22 protein-coding genes and 1 pseudogene are annotated in these 26,393 nt (G+C 67.4%); 20 read left to right on the forward strand and 3 right to left on the reverse strand.

Going from position 1 to position 26,393, the window contains the following annotated elements; translation table 11 throughout:
• Nucleotides 1-2 precede the first annotated feature (2 nt).
• Together BJY26_RS10050 and BJY26_RS10055 are read left to right on the forward strand one after the other, a co-directional pair.
• Nucleotides 3-716, forward strand: coding sequence for a lysophospholipid acyltransferase family protein (locus BJY26_RS10050; RefSeq protein WP_342354660.1), 714 nt, complete (start codon nt 3-5; stop codon nt 714-716).
• Nucleotides 713-1,726: an NAD(P)H-dependent glycerol-3-phosphate dehydrogenase gene (locus tag BJY26_RS10055; RefSeq protein WP_179427880.1), complete on the forward strand. Its 1,014-nt coding sequence runs from the start codon at nt 713-715 to the stop codon at nt 1,724-1,726. The genes BJY26_RS10050 and BJY26_RS10055 overlap by 4 nt, the downstream gene beginning before the upstream one ends.
• Before the next feature lie 73 nt (nt 1,727-1,799).
• Here the strand turns inward: BJY26_RS10055 and BJY26_RS10060 are convergent, their stop codons facing one another.
• A complete protein-coding gene (locus BJY26_RS10060) occupies nt 1,800-2,951 on the reverse strand; it encodes a trans-sulfuration enzyme family protein (protein WP_179427882.1) in 1,152 nt (383 codons plus the stop codon).
• Between the two features lie 87 nt (nt 2,952-3,038).
• On the opposite strand from BJY26_RS10060, the gene BJY26_RS10065 reads away from it, so the two are divergent.
• The gene (locus tag BJY26_RS10065) at nt 3,039-4,151 is read left to right on the forward strand and encodes a D-alanine--D-alanine ligase family protein (protein ID WP_179427884.1); all 1,113 of its coding nucleotides are present in this window, start codon (nt 3,039-3,041) and stop codon (nt 4,149-4,151) included.
• A gap of 55 nt (nt 4,152-4,206) precedes the next feature.
• On the opposite strand, the gene BJY26_RS10070 is transcribed toward BJY26_RS10065, so the two are convergent.
• Nucleotides 4,207-4,671, reverse strand: coding sequence for a DUF3515 domain-containing protein (locus tag BJY26_RS10070; RefSeq protein ID WP_179427886.1), 465 nt, complete (start codon nt 4,669-4,671; stop codon nt 4,207-4,209).
• Between the two features lie 64 nt (nt 4,672-4,735).
• Here BJY26_RS10070 and BJY26_RS10075 point away from each other — a divergent pair, with 64 nt between their 5' ends.
• The 13 genes from BJY26_RS10075 to BJY26_RS10135 all read left to right on the forward strand — a co-directional run bounded on the left by BJY26_RS10075 (nt 4,736) and on the right by BJY26_RS10135 (nt 19,779).
• Nucleotides 4,736-5,782: a thiamine-phosphate kinase gene (locus BJY26_RS10075; RefSeq protein WP_179427888.1), complete on the forward strand. Its 1,047-nt coding sequence runs from the start codon at nt 4,736-4,738 to the stop codon at nt 5,780-5,782.
• Nucleotides 5,779-7,374, forward strand: a complete 1,596-nt coding sequence (locus BJY26_RS10080; RefSeq protein WP_179427890.1) for a DAK2 domain-containing protein — start codon at nt 5,779-5,781, stop codon at nt 7,372-7,374. The genes BJY26_RS10075 and BJY26_RS10080 overlap by 4 nt, the downstream gene beginning before the upstream one ends.
• Complete coding sequence (locus BJY26_RS10085) at nt 7,374-9,575, forward strand: ATP-dependent DNA helicase RecG (protein ID WP_179427892.1); 2,202 nt, start codon at nt 7,374-7,376, stop codon at nt 9,573-9,575. Before BJY26_RS10080 ends, BJY26_RS10085 begins: the two co-directional genes overlap by 1 nt.
• Nucleotides 9,544-10,254: an ABC transporter ATP-binding protein gene (locus BJY26_RS10090; RefSeq protein WP_179427894.1), complete on the forward strand. Its 711-nt coding sequence runs from the start codon at nt 9,544-9,546 to the stop codon at nt 10,252-10,254. Before BJY26_RS10085 ends, BJY26_RS10090 begins: the two co-directional genes overlap by 32 nt.
• Nucleotides 10,251-11,903, forward strand: a complete 1,653-nt coding sequence (locus BJY26_RS10095) for a DUF6297 family protein (protein ID WP_179427896.1) — start codon at nt 10,251-10,253, stop codon at nt 11,901-11,903. Before BJY26_RS10090 ends, BJY26_RS10095 begins: the two co-directional genes overlap by 4 nt.
• Nucleotides 11,900-13,345, forward strand: coding sequence for a 16S rRNA (guanine(966)-N(2))-methyltransferase RsmD (gene rsmD, locus BJY26_RS19570; RefSeq protein WP_218852358.1), 1,446 nt, complete (start codon nt 11,900-11,902; stop codon nt 13,343-13,345). Before BJY26_RS10095 ends, rsmD begins: the two co-directional genes overlap by 4 nt.
• A gap of 191 nt (nt 13,346-13,536) precedes the next feature.
• On the forward strand, nt 13,537-14,016 hold the full coding sequence (gene coaD / locus BJY26_RS10105) for a pantetheine-phosphate adenylyltransferase (protein ID WP_179427898.1): 480 nt from the start codon (nt 13,537-13,539) through the stop codon (nt 14,014-14,016).
• A 109-nt stretch (nt 14,017-14,125) separates the two neighbouring features.
• Nucleotides 14,126-14,686 carry a YceD family protein gene (locus BJY26_RS10110; protein WP_179427900.1) on the forward strand — a complete coding sequence of 187 codons (561 nt, stop codon included), beginning with the start codon at nt 14,126-14,128 and terminating at the stop codon, nt 14,684-14,686.
• Between the two features lie 2 nt (nt 14,687-14,688).
• A complete protein-coding gene (rpmF, locus tag BJY26_RS10115) occupies nt 14,689-14,892 on the forward strand; it encodes a 50S ribosomal protein L32 (RefSeq protein ID WP_179427902.1) in 204 nt (67 codons plus the stop codon).
• A gap of 13 nt (nt 14,893-14,905) precedes the next feature.
• Entirely contained in the window at nt 14,906-15,607 is a 702-nt protein-coding gene (gene rnc / locus BJY26_RS10120; protein ID WP_179427904.1) for a ribonuclease III, read from the forward strand.
• A complete protein-coding gene (gene mutM / locus BJY26_RS10125) occupies nt 15,607-16,506 on the forward strand; it encodes a bifunctional DNA-formamidopyrimidine glycosylase/DNA-(apurinic or apyrimidinic site) lyase (RefSeq protein ID WP_179427906.1) in 900 nt (299 codons plus the stop codon). The genes rnc and mutM overlap by 1 nt, the downstream gene beginning before the upstream one ends.
• Nucleotides 16,507-16,727: 221 nt before the next feature.
• Entirely contained in the window at nt 16,728-18,266 is a 1,539-nt protein-coding gene (locus BJY26_RS10130; RefSeq protein ID WP_179427908.1) for an MFS transporter, read from the forward strand.
• Between the two features lie 103 nt (nt 18,267-18,369).
• Nucleotides 18,370-19,779 carry a flavin monoamine oxidase family protein gene (locus tag BJY26_RS10135; RefSeq protein ID WP_179427910.1) on the forward strand — a complete coding sequence of 470 codons (1,410 nt, stop codon included), beginning with the start codon at nt 18,370-18,372 and terminating at the stop codon, nt 19,777-19,779.
• Nucleotides 19,780-19,791: 12 nt separating this feature from the next.
• On the opposite strand, the gene BJY26_RS10140 is transcribed toward BJY26_RS10135, so the two are convergent.
• Entirely contained in the window at nt 19,792-20,373 is a 582-nt protein-coding gene (locus tag BJY26_RS10140) for a TetR/AcrR family transcriptional regulator (RefSeq protein WP_179427912.1), read from the reverse strand.
• Between the two features lie 129 nt (nt 20,374-20,502).
• Here BJY26_RS10140 and BJY26_RS10145 point away from each other — a divergent pair.
• From BJY26_RS10145 to ftsY, 4 genes and pseudogenes are all read left to right on the forward strand, one after another.
• Nucleotides 20,503-20,595, forward strand: a pseudogene (locus tag BJY26_RS10145) (hypothetical protein); the annotation flags it as partial.
• A gap of 81 nt (nt 20,596-20,676) precedes the next feature.
• Entirely contained in the window at nt 20,677-24,306 is a 3,630-nt protein-coding gene (smc, locus tag BJY26_RS10150) for a chromosome segregation protein SMC (RefSeq protein WP_179427914.1), read from the forward strand.
• Nucleotides 24,307-24,434: 128 nt separating this feature from the next.
• Nucleotides 24,435-25,076: a hypothetical protein gene (locus BJY26_RS10155; RefSeq protein WP_179427916.1), complete on the forward strand. Its 642-nt coding sequence runs from the start codon at nt 24,435-24,437 to the stop codon at nt 25,074-25,076.
• Nucleotides 25,077-25,171: 95 nt separating this feature from the next.
• Complete coding sequence (gene ftsY / locus BJY26_RS10160; protein WP_179427918.1) at nt 25,172-26,356, forward strand: signal recognition particle-docking protein FtsY; 1,185 nt, start codon at nt 25,172-25,174, stop codon at nt 26,354-26,356.
• Nucleotides 26,357-26,393 lie beyond the last annotated feature (37 nt).

A 26,393-nucleotide genomic window follows, 5' to 3' on the forward strand; every position in this document is an offset into this window, starting at 1 on the left:
GCGTGACTTCTTCGGCTCCCGGTGACGACGCCGGCGTCAACCTCCTGGCCAACACGTTGCGCCCCGTCATGAACATGCTGGCCGGGCACGACTGGGCCGGCGCGCACAACGTGCCGCCGACCGGCCCGGTGATCGTTTGCCCCAATCACATCAGCCATCTCGACCCGATAGTGGTCGGTCACTATTTGTACAACAACGGGCGCTCGCCGTACTTCTTGACCAAATCGGGGCTGTTCCGCTTCGGCCCGGCCGGGTGGGCGTTGCGCCGCGCCGGGCAGATCCCGGTCATGCGGGGGACCGACCAGGCATCACACTCGCTCGGCTATGCGACTGAGGCGCTGGAGGCCGGCAAACTCGTTGTCGTCTACCCCGAGGGCACGCTGACTCGTGATCCGAATCTGTGGCCCATGCGCGGCAAGACCGGCGCGGCCCGGCTGGCCCTGGAAACCGGGGCACCCGTCATCCCCATCGCTCATTGGGGAATTCAAGAGGTGCTCGGCCCCTACAAGAAGATCCCGAAGTTGTTGCCGCGCCGGCGCGTGCAAGTGCTGACCGGGCCGCCGATAGACTTGTCACGCTTTGCCGAACGATCGGCCGACGTCGCGACGCTCCACGAGATCACCGACGTCATACAAGCCGGTACCGTGGACTTACTGGCCAAGCTGCGAGGGGAGACCCCGCCCGAACGACTGTATGCAGGGGGAGAAAAATCGTGACACGTCAGGCACCACGCGTCGCCGTTCTGGCAGCCGGCAGCTGGGGGACGACGTTCGCGAAAGTGGTGGCGGACGCCGGCCACGACGTGACGCTCTGGGCCCGCCGGCAGGAGGTTGCCGAGGAGATCAATCAGCGGCACCGTAATACCGACTATTTGCCCGATATTGACCTGCCCGAATCGATCCGCGCCACCAGCGACATCGACAAGGCATTGGACGGCGCCGAGCTCGTCGTGCTGTCCATCCCGGCCCAGTCGGTGCGGGAGCGCCTTGGCGAATGGCGCGAGAAACTACCGAAGGACGCCGTCCTGGTCTCCTTGATGAAGGGCGTCGAACGCGGCACGCATATGCGCATGAGTCAGGTCATCGCCGAGGTAACCGGATGGCCGGACGACCGGATCGGCGTCGTCTCGGGACCGAACCTGGCCATGGAGATCGCGGGCGGCCAGCCGACAGCGACCGTTGTGGCGTCGACAAGTCAGCAAACTGCCGAACTGCTGGCGCACGTGTCGGCCGGATCGTACTTCCGGCCCTACACGAACACGGACGTCGTCGGCGTCGAGTTCGGCGGAGCCGTCAAGAACGTGATCGCCTTGGCCACCGGAATGGCCGAGGGGCGCGGGCTCGGGGACAATTCGAAGGCCTCCATCATCACCCGCGGGCTTGCCGAGACCACCCGCCTGGCCGCAGCGTTCGGCGCCGACCCGCAAACGATGTCGGGACTGGCCGGCCTCGGCGACCTGGTCGCCACCTGTGCCTCGCCGCTCTCGCGCAATCACACGGTCGGCGTGCTGCTGGGCCGCGGACTGTCCCTGGACGAGGTGATCGCCCGTACCAAGCAGACCGCCGAGGGCATCAAATCGTGCTCGGCAATCCTCGAACTCGCCGAAACGGCAAAGGTCGACATGCCCATCACGCAGGCGGTCGTCGCCGTGCTCGCCGGGAAACTTCCCGTCGACGAACTCGGCACGCTGCTGCTGTCGCGTGCCCGGAAGGCCGAGCTCGAGTAAATCCGCAGCGTCGTAGTCGGCCCGCACCGGAGCCCACCACGCGGGTCAACTCGATGAAAAGGGAGCGGGATCGTTACGCGCTCAAGGCGGCGTCGAGATCGGCCCAGATGTCCTCGACGTCTTCGATCCCGACGCTCAGCCGGATCAGCGAGTCCGGCACCGACTCCGGTTCGCCGTGCCGCGTGCGCCGTTCCCACATCGTCTCCACCCCGCCCAAACTCGTCGCCGACACGACAAGGTGTGCAGCTGCGATCACTGCGTCCGCCCGCTCGACCGAGGGGGTCCCGGGCTCGGCGACCAGAGTCAACGAGATCATTCCGCCGTAGCCGTCCCACAACCGGTCCGCCACGGGCTTGCTCGGATCGCCATCCAGCGAGGGATGATGCACGGCGTCGACGGCCGGATGGTCGCGCAGCCGGCGCGCCAATTCCCGAGCGTTGCGCGCGGCCCGGTCAAGCCGGACGCCGAGGGTGCGGATGCCGCGATGGACCAGCCAGGCCTCGTGCGGGCCCAGGATGGCCCCGTACGCCGTCCGGTGGGCAAGCATTCGCGAGGCGAGCTCCGGGTCGCTCGTTGCAGTAAGACCGGCGATCACATCCGAATGCCCGGCCAGGTATTTCGATGCCGAATGCACGACGACGTCAGCGCCGTGCGCCAGCGGCCGCACCGTCAGCGGCGTCGAGAACGTGTTGTCGACGACGAACAGCGCACCGAGACGCCGCGCCATCCGGGCAAGCGCCGGCAGGTCGATCGCCTCGATCATGGGATTGGTGCAGCTCTCGGCCCACAGCAATGCCGGACCGTCCACGACGAGGCCGGCCAGACTTGCCGGGTCGAGAAAATCGACCCGGACGACGCGCACGTCGCGAGCTGCCGCATGCGCATCGGCCAGCGTGAACGTGCCTGCGTACCCGTGCCGGTGCATGATCACGGTGCCGCCGGGCTCCACTAATGACAAGGCGGCGTCCATGGCGGCCGCGCCGGAGGAGAACGCGAACGCCGACTCGGCGCCCTCCAACTGCGCAAGCGTCGATTCGAGTGCTTCCCAGTTCGGCTGCGAGGCCCGCGCATAGACGCGACCGGGCGGCATCGACCCATCGGCGTCGGCAATATAGGTCGAGGTCAGCGTGACGGGCTCGGACAGGGGAGCGTCGGGCACTGCCCTGGGTCTGCCGGACGTGACGGCTGTCGTCGAGAGAGCCCGCCCGGTCGGTCGCGAAGTCATTCAGCAATCGTATGGCGCGAATCGTATGCTGCGGCGCGCCGGGCCGGAAGCGGCGGACGTTTCGCTAGGCGCTATAGGCTTGGCGCGATGAATAATTCTTCGAAGCCTCGCGTCGCGGTGGTGTTCGGCGGCCGCTCGAGCGAGCACGCCGTCAGCTGTGCCACGGCCGCAGGCGTGCTGGAAGCCATCGACAGGGACTCCTATGACGTGATTGCGCTGGGGATCACCCGCAGCGGGCAGTGGGTGCAAGCGCCCGACCGTCCGCAGTACGCCTTGGAATCCGGCAATCTGCCCGAGGTGGACCCGGCGGCCGGCACCGTGCTGATGCCGCTGGACGCCGATACCAAGCAGGTCATCGTGACCGAGACCGGCCGCGTTCCCGAAACGCTCGGGTCGGTGGACGTCGTGTTTCCGCTGCTGCACGGCCCGTACGGCGAGGACGGCACGCTGCAAGGCCTCTTGGAACTCAGCGACACCCGCTACGTCGGCGCCGGAGTCTTTGCATCGGCCGTCAGCATGGACAAGCACTACATGAAAGTCGTGCTTGAAGCCGCGGGCCTGCCGGTCGGGCCCTACGAGGTCGTCACGGACCGCCAATGGCGCACCGACCCGGACGCCGCACGCCGGCGGATCGCGGGATTGGGGTTCCCGGTGTTCGTCAAACCGGCCCGCGCCGGATCGAGCATCGGCATCAGCAAGGTCGCCGGGCCGGACGACCTCGATGCGGCAATTGCCGAAGCCCACCGGCACGACCGCAAGGTCGTGATCGAGGCCGGCATCGACGGGCGAGAAGTCGAATGCGGCGTGCTGTCCGGGTTCGGCGACGACCCGCCGGAGACCTCGCTGCCCGGTGAAATCGTGGTGACGGGCGGACACGATTTTTACGATTTCGACGCGAAGTACTTGGACGAATCCAGCATCGAGCTGACCTGCCCGGCCGACTTGGATGCCGCGACCACCGCCGCGGTGCGGGATGCGGCGTCCCGCACCTTTGAAGCGGTAGGCTGCGAGGGCCTAGCCCGAGTCGACGTATTCGTCACGCCCGGTGGCGAGGTAGTGGTCAACGAGATCAACACCATGCCGGGCTTCACTCCGTTTTCCATGTTCCCGCGCGTGTGGCAGGCGTCCGGGCTGGACTATCCGGCGCTCGTCGACAGGCTCATCCGGCTGGCGCTCGATCGTCCCACCGGTCTGCGCTGAGCCGGTCACGACGAGCGGACCACGGTGCGCTGATCTGCGTCGGCCGCGCGGCCGGCTAGTTGGACACGTCCTTGGCGCCCACACAGTGCCTCTTTTGCGGCAGGCTCGACACGGCCGCGCTGAGCGTCGCTATCGCGTTCTGTCCCGAGACCTTTCTCTGATCGATGAGAACCTCGACGGCCGGGGTGCGTCCATATGTGACGAACCGCCAATGGTCGCCTTCGTCCTTCGACAGCCAATCGATCTTGTCCACGCTCACGCAGGGCGTCGTCGTCGGCCCCGGCGACGTGACGCCGCACCGCAGGATCACCGCGCTCGGATCACCCCAGGCGGCAGTGGCCTGCGACGTCGTGGCCCGCTTGGCGTTGCCGCCCAGCTCGTCGGGCAGCGACAGCATGACGGCCGCGCATTTCGGGTCGGCGGCCCCGGCGGCCGGATCGACTTTCACTTTGCCGGTGCAGCCGGACAGCACGCACGCGCACAGCGCGACGACCGGTACGGCCGCCCACCTGAGTTTCACACCTCCACGCTACCGCCCGCATCGTGATAGGCAAGAATGGACAGACCGACAAGAGAGGCCGCCAATGACCAGCACCCGCACGTGCGCCGATGAGGGCGAGGACGGCGTGTTGCACCGGATCATGCCGCTCTTGGGCCGTCGCGGGCCGGTCGTGATCGGGCCCGGGGACGACGCGGCAGTGCTCGACGTCGCCGGGAAACTCGTCGTGACCACCGACATGCTTGTCGAGGACGAGGACTTCCGGACGGACTGGTCCACGGCTCGGGACGTCGGCGTCAAGGCCGCCGCGCAAAATCTCGCCGACGTGGCGGCAATGGGGGCCGAGCCGATCGGTCTGGTGGTGGCGCTCGGCGCCCCCGGCGACACGCCTGCCGACTGGCCGGAGGGGTTGGCCGAAGGACTCGACGCCGAATGTGCCCGCGCCGGCGTTTCAGTGGTGGGCGGCGATCTGTCGGCTGCGCCGCGCCTGACCGTGAGCGTGACGGCGTTCGGCCAATTCGCCGGCGGCCGCCCCGTGCTGCGCTCGGGAGCAGGCCCCGGCGAAGTAGTCGCGCTGGCCGGAACGTTGGGGCGTGCAGCCGCCGGTCTCGACTTGCTGGCCGCAGGTTTCGGCGATCGTGCCGGCACCCACGGACCGGTGGCCGAACTGATTGGCGTGCAACGCCGTCCGACGCCGTGCTACGAGGCGGGACGTGCTGCAGCCCGGGCCGGCGCCACGGCCATGTTGGACGTCTCCGACGGGCTCGTGCGCGATGCCGGACGCATTGCACAGGCAAGCGGCGTGCGCATTGATTTAGACGGGCCGTTCGAGTCGGATCTCGACGCCGTCCGTCCGGCCGCCGAAGCCCTGGACGCCTCCGGCCCGGCGGCCGGCGCGGACGGGGACCGCTCCTTCGACACCTGTGTGCGATGGGTGCTCACCGGCGGAGAGGATCACGGGCTGCTTGCCGTGTTCCCGGACGAAAAATCGGTTCCGGAGCAGTTCCGGGTCATCGGGAGCGTCGTGGCCGGCGACCCCGGCGTCACGACCGGCGGGCTGCAGCTGCCGGTCGGCACGGCGTCCGGCTGGGACCATTTCGGCGGCCGTTTCCGGGGCGGAGACGGCGCATGAGCCGGTTCACGGGCGAAACGGTCAAGCGGTGGGTGGCCGATATCGTCGACACGCTGGGCCGCGAACGCCGCAATATCGACGAATTGAACGTCTTCCCGGTAGCCGACGCCGACACCGGCACCAACATGTACTTCACTGTCCGCGCTGGCGCCGGCGCGGTTCGCGACCTGGCTGCCGACGCTCCCGTCGGACACCTGCTTGACGCGTTCGCGGTCGGGGCCATGCGCGGTGCCCGCGGCAATTCCGGCCTCATCCTGGGGGTGGCGTTGCAAGGCTTCGCCCGCGCCTTCCGGGCCGACGCCGCACCCGCCGACGGCGAGTCCGATGGCGGGCCGGGCGCGGACGCCGCGGCAATCGCCGAGGCCCTGGAATCCGCCAACGCACGGGCGTGGGAGTCGGTGACCGAGCCGGTGAACGGCACCATGCTGACGGTGCTGTCCGAAGCCGCCCGCGCGGCGTCCGGCGCAGCGACCGAGGACGGCACGGCCGCCGTCCTGGCGTGCTGCGTGGATGCGGCACGGACGGCGTTGAACGCCACCGAAGTCCAGCTCGGCGTCCTCACCCGGGCGCACGTGGTCGATGCGGGCGGCGTCGGCGTCCTGCGGCTGCTTGAAGCGTTGGCCCGCAGCCTGGACGCCCCGGTGCCGCCCGGCAGCGTCCGGTTCTCGCGTGCCGTGACGGATACCGAGACGGAATACGGGTACGAAATCATCGGCGAGCTGGGAGCGGCCGACACGTCGCGGTTGACAGCCGACCTGGTGCGTCTCGGCGGCACGTCGATGGTGGTGGCCGACGGGGGCGAGCGCGCCGCCACGGTGCACGTGCACGTGCCGGACCGGGACGCGGCCCGCGGGGGAGTCGAGGCCATCAACCGTTACGGCACGATCCGCCGCGTTCGCGTGTCGTCGCTGGTCGCCGGCCGCGGCGCCGCCGCCGACAAGGACCCCGGCTTGATCGCCGTCTCGAATGGCAGCGGCCTGACCGCGACGTTCGCCTTGGCCGGGGCCGAAGTGCTGCCGAGCGGCAAAGACCCGACGTCCATGGTCCGGCAAATGCGCGAGACAATAGAATCGCTCGGCGCCAGGGACGTCGTCGTCCTGCCCAACTCGCCCATCACCCTGGCCGTCGCGCTCGACATTCAGGCCAGGAACACGATCATCGACGGTCAAATCCGCGTCATCCCGTCCCGGTCGGATGTGCAGAGCCTCGCAGCGGCAGCAGTCTTCGACGACACGGCCCCGCTCGACACCGTCACGGCAGCCATGACCGACGCCGCCGAAGCGACCAGGCACGGGGAAGTGCTCGTTGCCACAACCGCCGGCTGCAACGCGGTGGTGGGTTCGTGGCAAGCCGGCGACGTGCTGGGCCGGATCGACGCCACGGTGCGCATGCGCGGACGCCGTGTCGAGGAGATCGCCGGCGCCGTGCTTGCCGAACTGGCTGGCCGGGGAGCCGAACTCGTCACGTTCGTACGCGGCGAGGCCTGCCCGGACGGGCTTGTCGCGGCGCTGGCCGACCGACAGGGGCCGGACGTCGAGATCACCGTGCTTGACGGCTCATCGGACTCGGCGCTGCAGATCGGGGTGGAGTGATGCCGGGCGCTCGGCCGGATCCGCTGGCGCAACCCTTGAAATCGGCGCTGGGGACGCGCGCGGCAAACCTCCTGGCCACGCTCGATCTCACCACCGTCGGCGACCTGCTGCGGCATTATCCGCGCCGGTACATCCAACCCGGTGAGCTGACCGATCTGAGCGCACTGCGTGAAGACGAGAACGTGACGCTGCAGGCCACCGTCGTCAGCGTTGATTCACGCCGTATGCGAAACCGTCGCGGCAGCCTCACGAATGTGGTGATCTCGGACGGCGTGAGCACCGGACACGTCACGTTCTTCAACCAGCCGTGGCTGGACAAACAATTGCGCCCGGGGATGGCCGCCATCTTCAGCGGCAAGGTCGGCCGGTACCGCGGTAAGCTCCAGCTGGCCTCGCCCATGTGGTTCAACATTGCAGACGATGAGAAGGAACCCGATCTGGCGTCGGATCCGTTGGCGGCCGGCGAGGCGACGGCACCCATTGCCGTCTACCCGGCCGGCGAAAAGATCAAGTCCATGCAGATCCGTAAGCAGATCCTCGGCCTGCTGCGCCGGCTGCGTCCGGCCGAGCTGGTCGACCCGATCCCGGGCGGCCTCATCGAAAGCCGCGACCTGCCCGGCCTTTACGAAGCGTTCGAAGCGGTCCACCGGCCGATGACCATCGAACAAACCCGATCCGGATTGGCGCGATTCAAATTCGAAGAAGCGCTCGCCTTGCAAACGCAACTTCTGCGCCGCCGCCACCGCGCCGCCGATCTGCCCGCCGTCCGTCGTCCCGGAAAAGACAGCGGCGGGCTGCTTGCCGCGTTCGATGCGCAGCTGCCGTTCGAACTGACCGGCAGCCAACGGACCGCCGGCGATGAGATCGCCGCCGACCTGGCCGGCGGACACCCGATGAACCGGCTGCTGCACGGCGAGGTCGGATCGGGCAAGACGGTCGTGGCGGTGCGAGCCATGCTGCAAATCGTGGATTCCGGCGGCCAAGCGGCCTTGCTGGCCCCCACCGAGGTCCTCGCCGCGCAGCACTTCCGGTCCATCTCGCAGCTGCTGGGCGACTTGGGCGCCGGCACGCTGATGGCCGGCCTCGAGTCCGACGAAGCGCGCACTCGGGTCGGCCTGCTCACCGGCTCGCAGCAGACTGCCGAACGGCGGCGCATGCTGCTCGACATCATCAGCGGCGATATCGGCATCGTCGTCGGTACGCACGCGCTGATTCAGGACGCCGTGAAATTCCACGATCTCGGACTTGTGGTGGTCGACGAACAGCACCGGTTCGGCGTCAAGCAACGCGATGCGCTGCGCGACAAGACCACCGCGGGAGTACGTCCGCACACGCTCGTCATGACTGCCACGCCGATTCCTCGGACCATCGCCATGACGGTGTTCGGCGATCTGGACACGTCCACCCTCACCGAGCTGCCGAACGGTGAAAAGAAGATCGACACCTACCTGGTGTCGCTGAACGAACATGCGCATTGGTGGGACAGAATCTGGGAACGGGTCCGCGAAGAAGTCGACACCGGCCGGCAGGTGTACGTCGTGGCGCCGCGCATCGGCGACGAGGACACCGTCGACCCGGCCGCCGAGCCGGCCGCGTCAGTGAGCGAAACCGTAGCTCTCTTGCGCGGCCGGCCGGAGCTGGAAGGCACGACCATCGAGATGTTGCACGGCCGCATGAGCGCCGAAACGAAGAACCGGTTGATGACCGACTTCGCGGCCGGTCGGATCGACGTGCTCGTGTCCACGACCGTGATCGAAGTGGGAGTGGACGTGGCAAATGCCAAGGCCATGGTCATCCTCGACGCCGAGCGCTTCGGCGTCGCCGCGTTGCACCAACTTCGCGGGCGGGTCGGGCGCGGTAAAGACCCGGGGCTATGCTTCCTGGTGACAAGCTCCGAGCCCGGAACTCCGGGGTATTCGCGGCTCACGCATGTCGCCGCGACACTCGACGGATTCGAGTTGTCTAAACTTGACGTGGAGAGTCGGCGTGAAGGCGATGTTCTGGGCAATGCGCAGTCCGGTGGGAAATCCGGGCTGAAGCTCCTGCGGGTGCTCAAGGACGAACGGCTGATCGCGGATGCGCGCCGGGCGGCGGACGCACTCGTCGCCGACGATCCCGAACTGGACAACCATCCTGCCTTGAACGCGTTCATCGGCGACGTGCTGGGCCATGAAGACGAGGAATATCTTGAGCGCGGCTAAGAAGAAGAACTACGTCATCGAAGTCAGCGAACTTCTCGTCGGCTACAACCAGGGCACCGTGTGCGGGGAGCTGAACTTCGAGGTCGAGGCCGGCGACGTGCTGTCGCTGATCGGCGCCAACGGCGTCGGAAAGACAACTGTCTTGAAAGCGCTCATCGGGCTGCTCGAGCCGGAGGAAGGGGCGGTGAAACTGTTCGGCCGCCCGGTCGACGACAGGGAGCTGTGGTTCCGGCGCGACGTGGCGAGCGTCCTGGACGAGGACGCCTTCTTCCCGTCGCTGTCGGTGGCCGAGCACCTGATCCTGATGGCCAAGGGGCACGCCGTGCCGAACCCCGAGGACGCCGTGATCGCCGAACTCGAAACGTTCGGCTTGACGGCCAGGGCCGAGGCGCTGCCCAGCGAGTTGTCCTCCGGACAACGCAGACGGATGCTACTGGCGTCGGCCTTTCTGCGGCCGTTCAAACTCCTGGTCCTGGACGAGCCCGAACAACGGCTCGATCCGTCCACCCGCATCCAGCTGGGCGAGCGACTGCGCGCCCTCGGGGACGCCGGCACCGCAATAGTCATGGCCACCCACGACGGCGAGCTGATGAGCGCGGCGTCCGACTGGGCAATCCTGATCGGCGACGAACCCGAATCGATGTCGGTCGACGACGCATCGGAATTCTTAGGATCATGAGCACCGACGAAACCGCGGCAGCGCCGGAGCGCCTGAACGCCGCCCAGATCCGCGCCCTGACGTCCCGGGCCAGCAAATCCCGCAGCGACAAGAGCCTCACCGACGTGGTCGGCGACTTCTACACGTCGATCTTCACGGCAATCATCGCGGTCACCATGATGGGCGGCGCCGTGACGGGCATCGAGAAATCCGCAGGATCCCCGTCGTCCGGCGGCCTTTTGCGCACCGTCTCGCCCGTCACACCCGTGCCGATCTTCTGGGCGTCCGTGCTGATGCTGCTGGTCGGGGTGGCCATCACCCTGGGCCTCCTTGCCCGGCTGGGCCCGATGAGCTCATCGGGGGACCAGGCCACGTGGTGGCTGTCGCTGCCGGTGGAACGCCGCGGATTCATGACGCCCGGTCTGACCCGGCTGCTGTCCGTCCTCTTCGCCACCGGACTGGCCGGGTCGCTGCTGGCGGTGCTCGGCTCGGGGACGGGATCGCCGATCGGCATGGTCTCGGGCGCCCTGGGCGGGATGGCGTTGGGCGGCATCGCCATCGGCATGCAAGTGCTGGGGCTGCGTTCGCTGCTTGTGATAGTCGCGGATATCGCCGCGATCGCGGCGCCTATCGTGCTTGCCGCGTACTTCTTCGTCGGCGGCATCCCGGCGTCCGGCCTCGGAACGGCAGGGCTTGCCGTTCCGGCGCTCTGGCCGCTTGCGGCCGGCACCGACGAATGGATAGCAGCGGGACTCAGCGCCGTGTTCGCGGCCGCCACAATCTGGTTGGGTATTGCCGCGGCCGGACGGTTCCGCGTGCGCGAGCTCGTGGCGGCCGGCGGAGTGTCCAGCCGGGTGGCCTCATCCATCACGACGCTCGACACGCGCGAACTCTCCCGCGTGCTGGCCGGACCGGTCAAACGCCGGGCGCGCCGCAACAGCAAGTTCCGGTGGGTCGGCTCACCGGCCGCGGCCCTGCTGGCCAGCGAGATCACTTTGTTCGTCCGGTCGCCGCGGCGGATCGGCCAACTGGTGGTGCTGGCCGTCGTCCCGACGCTCGCCACGGTGATCCAAGGCGTGCTGTCGTCGATGGCCGTCGTGTTCCTTGCTTTCCTGGTGTGCGCGTTCTCGGCCGCCTTGACGACTGTGGAATCGTCCCGTCAGGCCGAAATCAATCCGAGCCTCGACCGGCTGCTGCCGATGGAGGCCCGCACCGTGTACCGGATCCGGTCGGTACTGCCGCTGATCCTGCTGACGCTCTGGATGGCCGCCACGTGCATCATGCTGGGAATCGTCAGCGGCATGGGCGTGCAACTGGTACTGCTCGGCGTGCTCACGGTTCCGGGGTTCGCCGGCGCCGGTCTGCGCAGCGCCTACCGGCCCGCCCCGGACTGGTCGAGCCCGTCGATCTCGGGTCCGACCGGTCCGATCCCGACCGCAGCCATTTCGGCATTGCGGCGCGGCCCGGACTTCGCCTTGTTCAGCTCGCTCACGTTCGGCGTCGGACTGTTCCTCGGATTCGTGCCGAACTGGCTCTTTGCAGTCGACTTCGGCATCGCCCTGGGCTTGTGGGCCTTGGTGGTGCGCAGGCCCATGCCGCACAAGAAGTCGCTGATGGAACGGATGCAGGAAAGTCAGGAGCGGCTCAGCGAACAGCAGGCACGCCGTTGACCCGGATCATAGCCGGCCGCTTTGGCGGCTTGACCCTGCGGACGCCGGCCGGCACCTCGACCCGCCCGACCGGCGAGCGCGTGCGCGAGGCACTGTTCTCGGCTCTCGACCATGCCGGGCTGCTGGACGGCGCGCGCGTGCTGGATTTGTACGCCGGCTCCGGTGCGCTCGGGCTCGAAGCCCTCAGCCGCGGCGCCGCCGCCGTCACGCTCGTCGACAAGGCGGACGCCGCCGTGAAGACCATCCGGGCCAACGCTGCGGCGGCCGGCCGGGCCATCGGAAGCGGGGAGGCCATCTCGAGCGTCAAGAGCGCAGCCGACGCATTCTTGGGCCGCGCCGAGGAGCAGTTCGACGTCGTCCTGATCGACCCGCCGTACGCGGTCGGCGAGCGAGAGCTTGCGCGCACGCTCGAACTGGTGCGCTCGCGGCTGGACGACGATGGCATCGTCGTGGTGGAGCGTGCCACCAGGTCGTCGGAGCCGTCCTGGCCGGAAGGGCTGACCGGAACCCGCAGCAGGAAATACGGCGACACCACGCTGTGGTGGGCCGACGCGGCGACGCCCGAACCGGCCGGCCCGGCGTCCGACGCCGAGGTGGCGTCGTTTGCGCGACGACTCGGCCTGCCGGGGCTGTTCGACGTGCACACGCACTTCATGCCGACGCGCGTGCTGGACAAGGTGTGGCGGTACTTCGAGACGAACACCCGCTTCGACTGGCCGATCACGTATCGGCAGGACGAGGACGAGAGGGTCCGGCGGTTGCGGGATCTCGGCGTCCGGCGTTTCACCGCGATGCTGTACCCGCACAAGCCCGACATGGCCCACTGGCTGAACCGATGGGGAGCCGACTTCGCCGCGCGCACCCCGGACTGCCTGCACACCGCGACGTTCTTCCCGGAGCCCGGCAACGACGAGTACGTGCGCGAGGCGCTCGGCGCCGGGGCGCGGGTGTTCAAGGCGCACGTGCAGGTCGGCGGCTACGATCCGAGCGACCGATTGTTGGACGGCGTGTGGGCGCAGCTGGAGGATGCCGGAGTGCCCACCGTGATCCATTGTGGGTCCGGGCCGAATCCGGGGAAGTTCACCGGACCGGAACCGATCCGCGCCGTGCTGCGCCGACATCCCCGCCTCCGACTGATCATCGCGCATCTGGGGATGCCCGAATACGAGGATTTCGCCGCCCTTGCCGAAGGCCACGACGGCGTCTATTTGGACACGACGATGAACTTCACCGATTTCACCGAAAAACTCATGCCGATGCCCGACGAGCTGCTGCCGCGGCTGGCCGCCCTGCAGGACAAGATCCTGCTCGGCAGCGACTTTCCGAACATCCCGTACCCGTACGCACACCAGATTGACGCCCTGACCCGGCTGGGGTTCGGCGACGAGTGGCTGCGTGCCGTCCTCTGGCACAACGCGGCGGGCCTCTTCGCCGAGTACTAAACGGCCGGCCGGGTGGTTCCGGCTGCGGGGGCAGTTTGTTCGTTGTGGGGTGGTAAATATGGCACCGGGGGAGACAAACGACTCCGCCGATAGGGTGGATCGCGGACAACGCCCCGCCCCGAAGCCGTCCAGTCCGACGAGGCACCCCGACTTCCGTTGCCGTCGGCCCGAAGTGGGCTACCGTATGAGGCATGCTTTGCGTATGCCCCGGCTCGTACGACCCGGTCACCGTCGGCCACATCGACATCATCCGGCGCGCGGCGCGCTTGACCGACCAGGTCATCGTGGCAGTCGTGCACAATCCCGGTAAGGAAGGCACGTTCTCGATCGAAGAACGCGTGGATCTGTTGTCCGAGTCGCTTGCCGACGTCGACAACGTGCGTCTGGACGAGCTCTCGAACGGCCTGTTGACGGATTTCTGCCGGGACGTGGGCGCGGACGCCGTCGTCAAGGGGTTGCGCTCGGGCACCGATTTTTCGTACGAGCTGCCGATGGCGCTGATGAACCGTCATTTGACGGGGCTGGAGACCATATTCATTCCGGGCGACCCGCGCTACGAGCACGTCTCGTCGTCCCTGGTCAAAGAGGTAGCGCGGTTTGGCGGCGACGTTTCCGGCCTGGTGCCCGGCCCCGTGCTCGATCCGCTGCTGCACCGCCTGCGTTCACTCTGACCGGCGTTTTGGCAGGCCGGACGCCGGTGCGGTACGCTGGATAGTCGCCTGCAGCGGGTTTGTCGCGCGGGCCGCGGCACCCATCACACCGATCACGGGAGAGTTCACCATGTCTGTTCACGCAGGCTCGCCTTTCGTGTTCAACATCCGCGAATACGGCCTCGACCGCAAGCCCGGAGCGTCGCACGACGTCCGGCGTACCGTGCCGGCCCCGGCGGATCTGAAGAACGAAGTGATAGCGGTGCCGGAGGGCAGCGACATCGACGTCAGTCTCAAGCTTGAATCGGTCGTGGAGGGCATTTACGTCTCCGGAACCGTGACGGCCGACGCGCACGGCGAGTGCGTGCGCTGCCTTGCCCCGTACTCCGAACGGATCGAAGCGGACGTGCAGGAGCTGTTCGTGTACGACTCCGAACCCGTCGGCCAGGACGAGGATTTGTACCAGCTGGAGGCCGAGAGGTTAGACTTTTCTCCGGTGCTGCGGAATAACGTCGTGATGGCACTGCCGCTCCGCCCGGTCTGCCGGCCGGAATGCGAAAACTTCGACGCCGTATCGGCCGATGGCGTCGTGTGGAATGCTGAACCGGAAGACACCGGCACAGGCGAAGGCCAGGGCGACCCGCGGTGGGCGGCCCTGCAGGATCTACTGAACGAGAAGAAAGAGAGCTAGTCGTGGCTGTCCCGAAGCGGAAAATGTCCCGCAGCAATACCCGGCATCGCCGTTCGCAGTGGAAGGCCCAGGTGCCCACACTGGTCAAGCGGCAAGAGAACGGGCGCACCGTGTACTCGCGCCCGCATCACGCCAACGTCGTCGAAGATTCGGCCGGCACCCCGATGTTCTTGGAATACAAGGGCCGTAAGGTCGCAGACGTCTGAGTCGGCCGGTTCGATGAGTGAACCGACGGAGATTTTGGGGCGTCTCGGTGTCGATATCGACACCGAGACGCTTCGTCATGCGCTGACGCATCGCAGCTACAGCTATGAACACGGCGGCATCCCCACCAACGAGCGTCTTGAATTCTTGGGCGACGCGGTGCTGGGGGTCGTCGTCACTGTGGCGTTGTACACCGACAATCCGGACCTGCCCGAGGGCCAGCTGGCCAAACGCCGGTCCGCGGTCGTCAACACGCGCGCCCTGGCACAGGTGGGCCGCCGGCTCGGCCTCGGCGACTTCATCATGCTGGGCAAGGGCGAAGAGCGCAGCGGCGGACGCGACAAGGACTCGATCCTTGCCGACACCGTCGAGGCCCTGATCGGCGCCACGCAGGTGGGCGCCGGCATGGACGCGGCCTGGGCCCTCGTGCACCGACTGATCGACCCGCTGCTGGCCGACGCCGCGACGCTGGGCGCCGGCATGGACTGGAAAACATCGCTGCAGGAGGCCTCCTCGGCCGCGGGCCTCGGCACGCCGTCCTACGAGGTGACAGGCACCGGCCCGGATCACGCTCGCCGGTTCACGGCCGACGCCCGACTGGGCAGCACAACCTGGGGCACCGGCGACGGCAGCTCCAAAAAAGACGCCGAGGCGGCCGCAGCCGAAGCGGCGTATCGCGCCGTGACGGCCGAGCACCCCGGCGCTGTCGCCGGCTGATGCCCGAACTTCCCGAAGTCGAGGTCGTGCGCGCCGGACTTGCCCGCTGGGTCGTCGGCCGCCGGATCGACTCCGTCGACGTGGTCGAGCCGCGCAGTTTGCGCCGCCATCGTCCCGGCCCCGAGCACTTCACGGCGACCCTGGCCGGCCGAGAGATCACGGACGCCGTCCGGCGCGGCAAATATCTCTGGCTGCTGCTGACGAGCGGCAACGATCCGGCCCCGCTTGCCATGCTTGCCCATCTGGGCATGAGCGGGCAGCTGCTGGTGAAACCACCGGAAGCTCCGGCCGAGCGGCACTTGCGCGTGCGCGTGACGTTCGACGACCGCGACCTGCAGCTGCGGTTCGTCGACCAGCGCATCTTCGGATCCCTCCAGGTGACCGAACTCGTCACGACGGCGGACGGCGGGCCCGGCGGACTCGGACGCACCGGCCTGCCGCTGCTTCCCCCGGAGGTGGCCCATATCGCCCGGGACCCGCTCGATCCCGCATTCGACGACAGTGATTTCGCCGACCGCGTCAGGGCCCGGCACACCGGAATCAAACGGGCGCTGCTCGATCAATCGCTCATTTCGGGGATCGGCAACATCTACGCCGACGAAGCCCTATGGCGTGCCGCACTGCACTATGCCAGGCCGACCGAGACGCTGACGCGGACGGCCATTGCCCGGCTGACCGACGCCGTCCGGCAGGTGTTCGGCGAAGCGCTCGACGCGGGCGGCACCAGCTTCGACGCGCTCTACGTGAACGTGAACGGCGAATCCGGCTATTTCGACAGGTCGCTGGACGTGTACGGACGCGCCGGCGAGCCCTGCAAACGCTGCGGCACCCCGATAGTGCGGGAGAAATTCATGAATCGCTCAAGCCACTTTTGCCCGGTCTGTCAGCGGAAACGCTAGTCGATCGGGCCGCCCCGGGCATACCCGGAACGACGGTAGGTGCGGTCTCGCGGGGCTCCTCCGACTCGCCGTACGTCAACTGATAGCCCAATTCCGGCCAGCCCCGGCGATGATCGCCGGTGTTCAGATCTGCTCTGCCGACGATGGCGTGAGTCAGTCGGCGGAACTTTTGAAGTCCGTACAGCTTGCTGAACAGACCAAGTGGTCTGTAAAGTAGAGACATGGTCACCTCATACTCGACTCGGCGCAGTGGGGCGCGCACCTGGGCGGGGCTCGGGATCCTCACGTTGGCGGTGTTGCTGCTCGCGATCGACGGCACGGTGCTTGCTTTGGCGATTCCGGCGCTGACTGCTGATCTTGCGCCGTCGTCGACGCAGATCCTGTGGATCGGCGACATCTATTCGTTTGCTCTTGCCGGTCTGCTGGTGGTGATGGGGAACCTGGCCGACCGGATCGGCCGTAAGCGACTGCTGATGTTCGGTTCGGTCGGTTTCGGTCTGTCTTCCCTGGCTGCGGCGTTTGCGCCGACTCCGGAACTGCTCATCGTGGCGCGTACGGTGCTGGGGATCAGCGGGGCGACGATCATGCCGTCGACGCTGGCGATCGTGCGCAATCTTTTCCCGGATGCGCGCGAGCGGACTCGTGCCGTGGCGGTCTGGGCCGCCGGGGCGACTGCGGGGGCGGCAATCGGTCCGATCGTCGGCGGGGCGCTTCTGGAGCATTTCCACTGGGGAAGTGTCTTCCTCATCAACGTGCCGATCATGCTGATCGTCGTCATCGGCGGTCTGGCGCTGCTGCCGGAGTCGCGCGATCCGGGGAAGGGCAGGATTGACCTCCTGTCCGCCGTGTTGCAGTTCGCCGCGATAGTGCCGATCGTCTACGCGGTCAAGCACCTCGTGGCCGCGGGGTACGACGTGACCGTCATCGGCGGAATTATCGTAGGCGTTGCAGCGGGCTGGTGGTTCATCGTGCGACAGAGGCGCTTGTCGACCCCGTTGATCGATGTGGCGCTGTTCCGCAGGCCCGCCTTCAGCGGAGCAGTGGTCGCGGACACGGTGACGATCTTCGGGTTCGTGGGTCTGCTCTTTTTCTTTTCGCAGTATCTGCAGCTCGTGCGCGGCCTCATTCCCTTGGAGGCCGGTCTCGTCGATCTCTCGGCGTCGGTGACCTCCGTGATCGTGATCGCTCTGGCGGGTGCGGCAGTCGGCTGGTTGGGGCGCGGGCGTGCGATCGGTGCGGGGCTTGCACTGGCCGCGGCCGGCCTCATCGTCCTCGCCGTCGCCGAGGGAGCGGACCATCTGATCTGGATCGTCGTCGCGTTCGCGGTGATCGGATTCGGCACCGGACTGTCGATGACCCTGAACACGGATGCGATCGTGTCCGCGGCCCCACCGAAGCGCGCCGGCGCTGCTTCCTCGGTCGCCGAGACCGCCTACGAGTTGGGGGCGGCACTTGGAATCGCCGTGCTGGGGTCGCTGCAGAATGTCTTCTATCGGGCTCATCTCCCTGTGATCGACGACGACGCCACGCGAACGGTGGTCGAAGACTCGCTGGCATCGGCGACGTCCCACCTTGACCCCTCGGTTCCCGGGGTGGCCGGTCTTCTTGAGCAGGCGCGTGAGGCGTTCACGATCGGGATGCAGTGGACCTCGGTCATCGCAGCAATCCTCGTCGTCGCTGCCGTCGTCATCGCCTGGATCGTCATTCCGTCAGGCCGCGAGGAATCTCGCTCCGAGGCATCGCAACAGGCGATCTCATGACGATGCTCATCGACCGGGTCGCGATGCGCCCGTCCGTCGGTGCAGTTTCTCGCCGCGAGACTGGTGGGACGCGCGACCTCTCGCCGGATCGAAAGGAGAAACAGTGACTTTACCTGAAAAGCGCACGGTCGACGTCGTCATCGTGGGTGCCGGCCTGTTAGGTCTCACCGCCGCCGACCAGCTCACTCGGAACGGCTACGAGGTCGTCGTCTTGGAAGGACGCGATCGCGTGGGCGAACGAATCCGCAGGGCAGAAGTAGCGGGAAATTCCGTCGATGCCGGGGCAACGTGGGTTGCGCCGGACCACGCGGCGTTGCGCGAGCTTGCCGCCCGTCTCGGCATCGAGTTCGTTGCCCAGTTCCACCAGGGGAAAGGCGTGATCTCACTTGGCGGCAAGCGCAGGGTCGAGGGCCTCACCGCACTCGCGCCGTGGGTCATGGCCGACATCGCCAGGGTCATGAGCGTCCTGCAGAAGCGCGTCGACGACCTGCCGCTCGAGAACCCGTGGACGCACCCGAGCGCGGCACGCCTCGACGCCATGTCCTTCGGTGAGTGGCTGCGCCGCACACGGGCGCTCAAGGGCACACGCGCGTTCATGAACATGATCTGTACCGTGCATTGGGGAGCACCCGTCGGCGATGTATCGCTGTTCAACGTGATGCGCTACATCAAGACGCTCGGCGGACTCGAGCACATGCTCGCCGTCGAGGGCGGCGACCAGCAGGATCGCATCCTCGGCACCGCGCACGGACTCGTCACGGCGCTTGCTGAGACGGTCGACTCGCATGCGCGCACCGACGCTTCGGTTGAGAAGTCGACTGCCGCCATCGATACCCCGCGCGTTCTGCTCGACGCACCCGTCGAACGCATCACCACCAGCGAGGACCGGGTCACCGTCGAGACCGGAACTCATCGCATCGATGGTCGATACGTCATCGTCACGGCGTCCCCAATGCACCGTGCCACCATCGAGTTCTCACCGGCCCTGCCGGCTCAACACTACGGACTCGCCCGCAGCTGGCGTCTGGGCGCGCTCAGCAAGGCCTTCGTCGCCTACGACCGCCCCTTTTGGCGTGACGACGGCCTGTCCGGCGAGGGCATGTCCGACGACGACACCGTCTTCCTCACCTTCGACGTGAGCCCCGGCGCTGCCGGACCCGGCATTCTCATGGTTTTCTGCGATGCCCGCGGATTCGACGCATACACGTCCTTCGAACGACGACGTCGCGTCATTGGACACCTCGCCCACCTCTATGGAGAGCAGGCGCGAGACAGCATCGACTACACCGACTTCTCCTGGGGCAACGACACCTTCGCACCCGGTGGACCGAACCCCGCCGTCGGGCCCAAAGCGTGGACCGCGTTCGGGCCCTACCTGCGCGAGCCGGTTGGGCGCATCCACTGGGCGGGATCCGAGACCGCAGGCCGGTTCTCCGGCACCATGAACGGCGCGATCCTGTCCGGCCAACGCGCCGCAACCGAACTCGTCACACGCCTCGAGGGCGAGAAGTAGTCTCGTTTCGAGTCAGGCAGACAGGTGCCCGCCCAGAGTGAGCGACAGAAGAAGCTCGCGCTGGACGGCCACCTCGTCGGCGGGCTGTCCGCCGTACGCCATCGCCGCTGCCAGGCCCTCGGCGGCTCGCCTCACCACGAAGATCCGATCGGCCGGCAAACCATCGATCGCGAACTGCTCAGCCCACCACCGCTCATCGGCCCGAGAAAGGTCCGCCACCTCGGGAATGTCATAGACACCGACCCAGGACGGGGCCGAGGTGAAGTACTCGACCGTCTCTTCCGCCCCCGAGCACAGAGCCCGGACGTAGGCGCGGAGCATCTTCCCCGGCTGATTCTCGGACAGATCCAGATGGGACTGGACCGCGGCACGGAAGCGGCGGTTCGCGTCATCGACCAACGCCACGATGAGCGCCTCGCGAGTTGGGAAGTGATGCAGCAGCCCGCCCTTGGAGACCCCGCCATCCTTCGCGATCGACGCGAGCGACACCCCCGTCCCCTTCTCCGCGAATGCGCGTACCGCCGCCGACAGCACGGCGGCCCGCGTGCGCTCGGAATTGCGCGACTGACGCGCACGATCTGAGACTGCGTCCATACCGCCAGTCTACCTAACAAGTAAATCGGTCGGTTGTGCCGACCCATAAGCTTGTAATTTCCTCGTAGCCGACTCGCAATTGCCCCGCCGTTGGACGGGTACGGACGCGCCGGCGAGCCCTGAAAACGCTGCGGCACCGCGATAGTGCGGGAGAAATTCATGAATCGCAGCGCATATTTCTGCCCGAACCGCCAAAAAGTGCCAAGACGCGCCCGCTGGTGACGTTAGGGTAAGGGCTGTAAGTTGACCACGCGGCCGCCGGCCCCTCCCGACGGCTGCCGATCGAACGAGTGAGGCCGACAGGTGCATTTGAAGACTCTGACCCTCCGCGGGTTCAAGTCGTTCGCCTCGGCCACCACGTTTGAATTCGAACCGGGCGTGACCTGCGTGGTCGGTCCGAACGGGTCGGGCAAATCCAATGTGGTCGATGCGCTCAGCTGGGTGATGGGCGAACAAGGCGTCAAGAGCCTGCGCGGCGGAAAGATGGAAGACGTCATTTTTGCCGGCACTTCCGGACGGGCGCCGCTGGGTCGCGCCGAGGTGTCGTTGACCATCGACAACACCGACGGTGCCCTGCCGATCGACTACACCGAAGTGACGATCTCGCGCACCCTGTTCCGGTCCGGGGGCAGCGAATACGCCATCAACGGTTCATCGGCACGCCTGCTCGACGTGCAAGAGCTGCTCTCGGACTCCGGCCTCGGACGCGAAATGCACGTCATCGTCGGCCAAGGGCAGCTGGACGCCGTCCTGCACGCCTCACCCGAAGAACGGCGCGGATTCATCGAAGAGGCCGCCGGCGTGCTCAAGCACCGCAAGCGCAAAGAAAAAGCGGTCCGCAAGCTCGAAGCCATGCAAGCCAATCTGACGCGCTTGTCGGACCTGACGTCCGAGATCCGCCGGCAACTCGGACCGCTCGGCAGGCAGGCCAAGATTGCTCGGCGCGCCCAAACCGTGCAAGCAGACCTGCGCGATGCACGCGCCCGACTGCTGGCCGACGATCTCGTCCAGCTCACGTCGCAATTCGAACAGGAAGCCGCCGACGAATCGGCGCTGAAGGCCCGCCGCGCCGAGGTCGAAAAAGCACTCGAGGAAGCCAAGACCCGGCAAAACCACGTGCAGCGAACCCTTGCCGAGGCCTCGCCGCGGCTCGCTGCGCACCGCGACACCTGGTACCGATTGTCGACCCTGCACGAGAGACTCGGCAGCTTGAAGAACCTGGCCGGCGAACGCATCCGCTTGTTGGGAACCCAGGAGGAGAAGTCGGGATCGGGGCGCGACCCGGACGAACTCGACAAACAGGCGGAGTCCTTGCGGGACGAGCAATCCCGGCTTGCCGAGGAGATCGACGGATTGAAGCGGGCGCTGGACGATGCGGCAGCGCACCGATCGGAGTCCGAAGACGCACACGCTCGGGAGGAAAAACGCGTGGCCGCGCTGCTGCGGGCGTCCGCCGACCGCCGCGAAGGGCTGGCACGCCTGGCCGGCGCCGTCCAGGCCCAACGGTCGAAGGTCGAAGCGGCGGAGGCCGAGATCGGCAGACAACGCGAATCTCTGCGCGAGACCGAACGCCGTCGCGACGACGCATCGGCCGAATTCGCGTCCGTCGAACAATCCGTGGCCGGGGTCGAAGAGGGCGAAGAAGGCCTCGACCGGGAGCACGAGAGCGCGCAAACCGAACTCGACGCGGCCGAGGCCGCACTCGCCGAGCTCGACGCCACCACACGCGAGCTCGAGACCGAGCAGAACTCGCTCACGGCCAGGCTCGACGCATTGCAGATCGGGTTGGCCCGGCAAGACGGTTCCGGCGTCCTGCTCGATTCCGGGAGTCCCGGCGTCCTCGGGTCCGTCACGTCGCTGCTCAGCGTGAAATCCGGCTACGAGAACGCCGTCACCGCCGCCTTGGGACGGGTCGCGGACGCGGTGGTCGTGGACTCGGTCGATTCGGCAGTGGACGCCGTCCGATATCTCAAAGACGGCGAGGCCGGCAGATCCGAACTCGTCATCGCGAACGGTGCGGACGGGCCGGCTCCGGCCCCGGCGCACGACGGCGGCACGCCGGCAATTGACGTCGTCACGCCGAAACCGGCGTTGAAATCCGCGATTGCGCGGCTGCTTGCCGGGACCGTCATCGTCGACGGCATCGCCGAAGCACGCGAACTTGTCGCGCGGTCCGGCGACGTCACCGCAGTGACGCGGGACGGCGACGTGTTCTCGGCCTCCCGCGCGCTGGGCGGAACCGTGGGCGAGAGTCCGAGCCTGCTGGCCCTGCAAACCGCCGTCGACGAGGCTGGGGCCCGTCAGAGCGAGATCGAGCACGAGCTCGAGCGCGTCCGCTTTGCCCGTGCCGGCGCCGACGAACGCGTGCAGAAGGCCTCGGCCGACGTCGACGCCGCCATGGCGGAACTGCACGCGTCGGACGCGCGGCTCGCCGCGGTTGCCGAACAGCTGGGCAGGCTCGGATCACAGACCCGGTCCGCCGCCGCCGAAGCCGAACGGCTCGAGAAACAGGTGGCCACAACCGAGGAATCCCTCGAGACCGAGCGGAAGAAACTCGCCGACGTCACCGAGCGGCTCGCGGCGGCCGAGGACGCGGACGAGGGCGACCAGGAACCCGATACCGACGCGCGCGACGACCTTGCCGACAAGGCCCGGATGGCGCGCGCCGCGGAAATGGACGCGAAACTGGCGCTGCGCACCGGCGAAGAACGTGCGCACGCATTGGCCGGCAGGGTGAAATCGCTCGAGGCCGCTGCCCGCACCGAACGCAACGCCCGGGCCGAAGCTGCCCGGCGCGCCGAGATCCGCCAACAGCAATCACAACGGGCCCAGGCAGTGGCGTCCGCCGCGGACGCCGTCGCCGAGGCGCTCTCCGGGTCCATGACCCGCGCCGCCGAAGCGCGCGACGAGGCCGAGCGTGAACACGCGGCCGGTGAAGAGACGCTCGGCAAGCTGCGCACAACGGTCGACGAACTGCAGGGTGAATTGAACGAGCTCACCGACACCGTGCATTCGGGAGAGGTGGCGCGCACTCAGCAGCGGCTGCAGATCGAGGCATTGCAGTCCCGCGCCGTCGACGAGCTCGGCATCACGGCCGAACACCTTGTCGACGAATTCGGCCCGGACCGCCCGGTGCCGGTGGCTTCTCCGGGTAACGATTCCGCGGACGGCGGCCCGGAGGGCGGCAATGAACGGGACGACGGGCCGGGGGCCGGCAACGAACGGGACACCGTGCCGTACGTCCGTGCCGAGCAAGAGAAACGACTGAAGAGCGCCGAACGCGATTTGAACAAACTCGGCCGCGTGAACCCGCTGGCGCTCGAGGAATTCAACGCGTTGGAAGAGCGGCACAAGTTCCTGGAGACCCAGCTGGACGATTTGAAACGCTCCCGCGGCGACCTGCTCGATATCGTCAGCGATGTGGACAAACGCGTCGAAGAGGTCTTCACCGAGGCGTTCCACGATACTGCCGAGCAGTTCACCGTCGTCTTCGACAGACTGTTCCCGGGCGGCGAGGGCAAGCTGGTGCTGACAAATCCGGACGACATGCTCACGACCGGTATCGATGTCGAGGCTCGTCCGGCGGGCAAGAAGGTCAAACGGCTGTCGCTGCTGTCCGGCGGCGAACGATCGCTCACGGCCGTCGCACTGCTCGTGGCGATCTTCAAGGCGCGGCCCAGTCCGTTCTACGTGATGGACGAGGTCGAGGCGGCGCTGGACGACACCAACCTGTCTCGGCTGATCACGATTTTCGACGAACTGCGCGAATCGAGCCAGCTGATAGTGATCACCCACCAAAAACGCACCATGGAGGTCGCCGACGCGTTGTACGGCGTCTCGATGCGCGGCGACGGCGTCAGCGCCGTCATCAGCCAGCGCCTCGATGGTCGTCACGACGCAGCTGCCGGGCAGGAAACTGTCAGCGAATCGTGATGTTGGCCTCCGACGGGCCGGCCGGGCACCCCGCTATCATAGGGAGGTACCCCACGTCGACGACAGACAGACATTTGGAGAGCTCCGCCAGTGCACACCGCGCAACAACCACCCGCTAGGCAGGATCGATGAGCATCGTCATCATCGGCCTCGTGGTATGCGTGGCTATTGCCGTGCTGATCGTGCTCCTTGTCGCCTTGCCGGGGCTGCGATCCGAAGGTCGCATCCCCGACAACGAGACTCAGAATTTCCGCCTGCCCGGATCGTGGACGGGATTCGACGACGAGGACTCGGTCGACGACTTGTTCACCGGCGACGGTGACGAATTCGAACCGGCCGGGCTCGTGGCGGCCGACGAGAAGGAATCGCGAGAAGCCAAACGCGCCAGAAGGCAGCGTGCGAAGGCCGAACGGGCAATCGCCGAGAAACGCTCCGAGGAGCCCGGACCGGACGAGCGCGGGACGGGCGGCGACCAAGAACTGCCGAAAAAGGCGCCGGCGGAAAAATCGCGACGGCCCGAGCCGGCGGTTGCCGCGTCGTCCGACGCTCAACCCGTTGCCGCTCGTGTTGCCGAATCGCCGGACGCAGAGCAGGACGCCAAGCAGAACACCGAGGCGGGCCGGGGCGCCGAGCCCGAATACGTGCCGCGACTGCAATCGATGCGCCATGCCATGCCGCCGGTATGGGCGGGCCGACCGCGCACCCGGCACTGGCGTGCACCGGAATCCGGCGAGGGATTGAAAACCGCCGCAAAGCTCCTGATCGGCTGACGCCGCGGACCACCGCCGGGTCGGCCCGGCGTCGACTCCGCTCCGGCTCCCTCCGATGCAGGGAAGCCCTTCTATCCATGAGAGACTGACCAACCGTGGACGCTACCGAACTTCTCGTATTCATCATTGTCTTCGTCGTCGTGGTGGCGGGTGTCGCCACGACGCTCGTCACCGGCGCCAAGCGGCGTGCCAAGAGCGCGCTGCAACGCCGGCCCCGTGGCGGCACTGCGACCGCCGAGGACGAGTCCGGCACGGTTCAAGAAGAGCGTGCCGCCGGTGACGAATCCGCCTCGGAGCCCGGCGACACACTGACCGCGCCGACCGAACCGGCCCCTCTCGAAACACCCACCGAGCCGCGAACCAGGCTGGCACGCCTGCGCGCCCGTTTGGCGAAGTCCAACTCGGGCCTGGGCCGTGGGTTGCTGGCGTTGTTGTCCCGGGACACGCTTGACGAAGAGACGTGGGAAGAGATCGAGGACACGCTGCTCCTTGCCGATGTGGGCGTCGACCCGACCACCGAACTCGTCGACACGCTACGCGAACGAGTCCGCGTGCTCGGCACGAAGGAGCCCGACCAGCTGCGCGCCCTGCTGCGCGAAGAGCTCATTAAACTCGTCGACCCGACGATGGAGCGCGAACTGAGCGTCACGGCCGCGCCGGGCCGGCCCGCCGTCGTCCTCGTCGTCGGCGTGAACGGCACCGGAAAGACCACGACCGTCGGCAAGCTTGCCCGCGTACTCGTGGCGGAGGACAAGGACGTCGTGCTGGGCGCGGCCGATACATTCCGAGCCGCCGCCGCCGATCAGCTGCAGACGTGGGGCGAACGCGTCGGCGTGCCCACGGTTCGTTCGGACAAGGAAGGTGCCGACCCGGCGTCCGTGGCGCACGACGCAGTGCGTGCCGGCATCGACGGCGAATCGGACGTCGTACTGATCGACACCGCCGGGAGGCTGCAGAACAAGGTCGGGCTCATGGATCAGCTCGGCAAGGTCAAGCGCGTGGCCGAACGGGCGCTGGACGGCGGCACGATCGATGAAGTGCTGCTGGTGCTCGATGCGACGACGGGCCAGAACGGGATGCAGCAGGCCAAGGTCTTTTCCGAAGTCGTCGACATCAGCGGGATCGTGCTGACCAAATTGGACGGAACGGCGAAGGGCGGCATAGTCGTCGCGGTCCAGCGGGCGCTCGGCGTCCCCGTGAAGTTGATCGGTCTGGGAGAAGGGCCCGACGACCTGGCCCCGTTCACTGCCGAAGAATTCGTCGACGCGCTGCTGGACTGACCCGCCCGCGCGCCTCACCTTCCGCCGAGTGGTGGCG

It is taken from the genome of Spelaeicoccus albus (genome assembly GCF_013409065.1).
Lineage (GTDB): Bacteria > Actinomycetota > Actinomycetes > Actinomycetales > Brevibacteriaceae > Spelaeicoccus > Spelaeicoccus albus.

Excerpts from the sequence above, each read along its gene's own strand:
- mutM (WP_179427906.1), top strand. The coding sequence starts at position 15,607 with ATGCCCGAACTTCCCGAAGTCGAGGTCGTGCGCGCCGGACTTGCCCGC.
- BJY26_RS10080 (WP_179427890.1), top strand. The coding sequence starts at position 5,779 with ATGAGCCGGTTCACGGGCGAAACGGTCAAGCGGTGGGTGGCCGATATC.
- coaD (WP_179427898.1), top strand. The coding sequence starts at position 13,537 with ATGCTTTGCGTATGCCCCGGCTCGTACGACCCGGTCACCGTCGGCCAC.
- BJY26_RS10140 (WP_179427912.1), bottom strand. The coding sequence starts at position 20,373 with ATGGACGCAGTCTCAGATCGTGCGCGTCAGTCGCGCAATTCCGAGCGC.
- BJY26_RS10075 (WP_179427888.1), top strand. The coding sequence starts at position 4,736 with ATGACCAGCACCCGCACGTGCGCCGATGAGGGCGAGGACGGCGTGTTG.
- BJY26_RS10085 (WP_179427892.1), top strand. The coding sequence starts at position 7,374 with ATGCCGGGCGCTCGGCCGGATCCGCTGGCGCAACCCTTGAAATCGGCG.
- BJY26_RS10095 (WP_179427896.1), top strand. The coding sequence starts at position 10,251 with ATGAGCACCGACGAAACCGCGGCAGCGCCGGAGCGCCTGAACGCCGCC.
- BJY26_RS10110 (WP_179427900.1), top strand. The coding sequence starts at position 14,126 with ATGTCTGTTCACGCAGGCTCGCCTTTCGTGTTCAACATCCGCGAATAC.
- rnc (WP_179427904.1), top strand. The coding sequence starts at position 14,906 with ATGAGTGAACCGACGGAGATTTTGGGGCGTCTCGGTGTCGATATCGAC.
- BJY26_RS10155 (WP_179427916.1), top strand. The coding sequence starts at position 24,435 with ATGAGCATCGTCATCATCGGCCTCGTGGTATGCGTGGCTATTGCCGTG.
- BJY26_RS10090 (WP_179427894.1), top strand. The coding sequence starts at position 9,544 with ATGAAGACGAGGAATATCTTGAGCGCGGCTAAGAAGAAGAACTACGTC.
- BJY26_RS10130 (WP_179427908.1), top strand. The coding sequence starts at position 16,728 with ATGGTCACCTCATACTCGACTCGGCGCAGTGGGGCGCGCACCTGGGCG.
- BJY26_RS10065 (WP_179427884.1), top strand. The coding sequence starts at position 3,039 with ATGAATAATTCTTCGAAGCCTCGCGTCGCGGTGGTGTTCGGCGGCCGC.
- BJY26_RS10060 (WP_179427882.1), bottom strand. The coding sequence starts at position 2,951 with ATGACTTCGCGACCGACCGGGCGGGCTCTCTCGACGACAGCCGTCACG.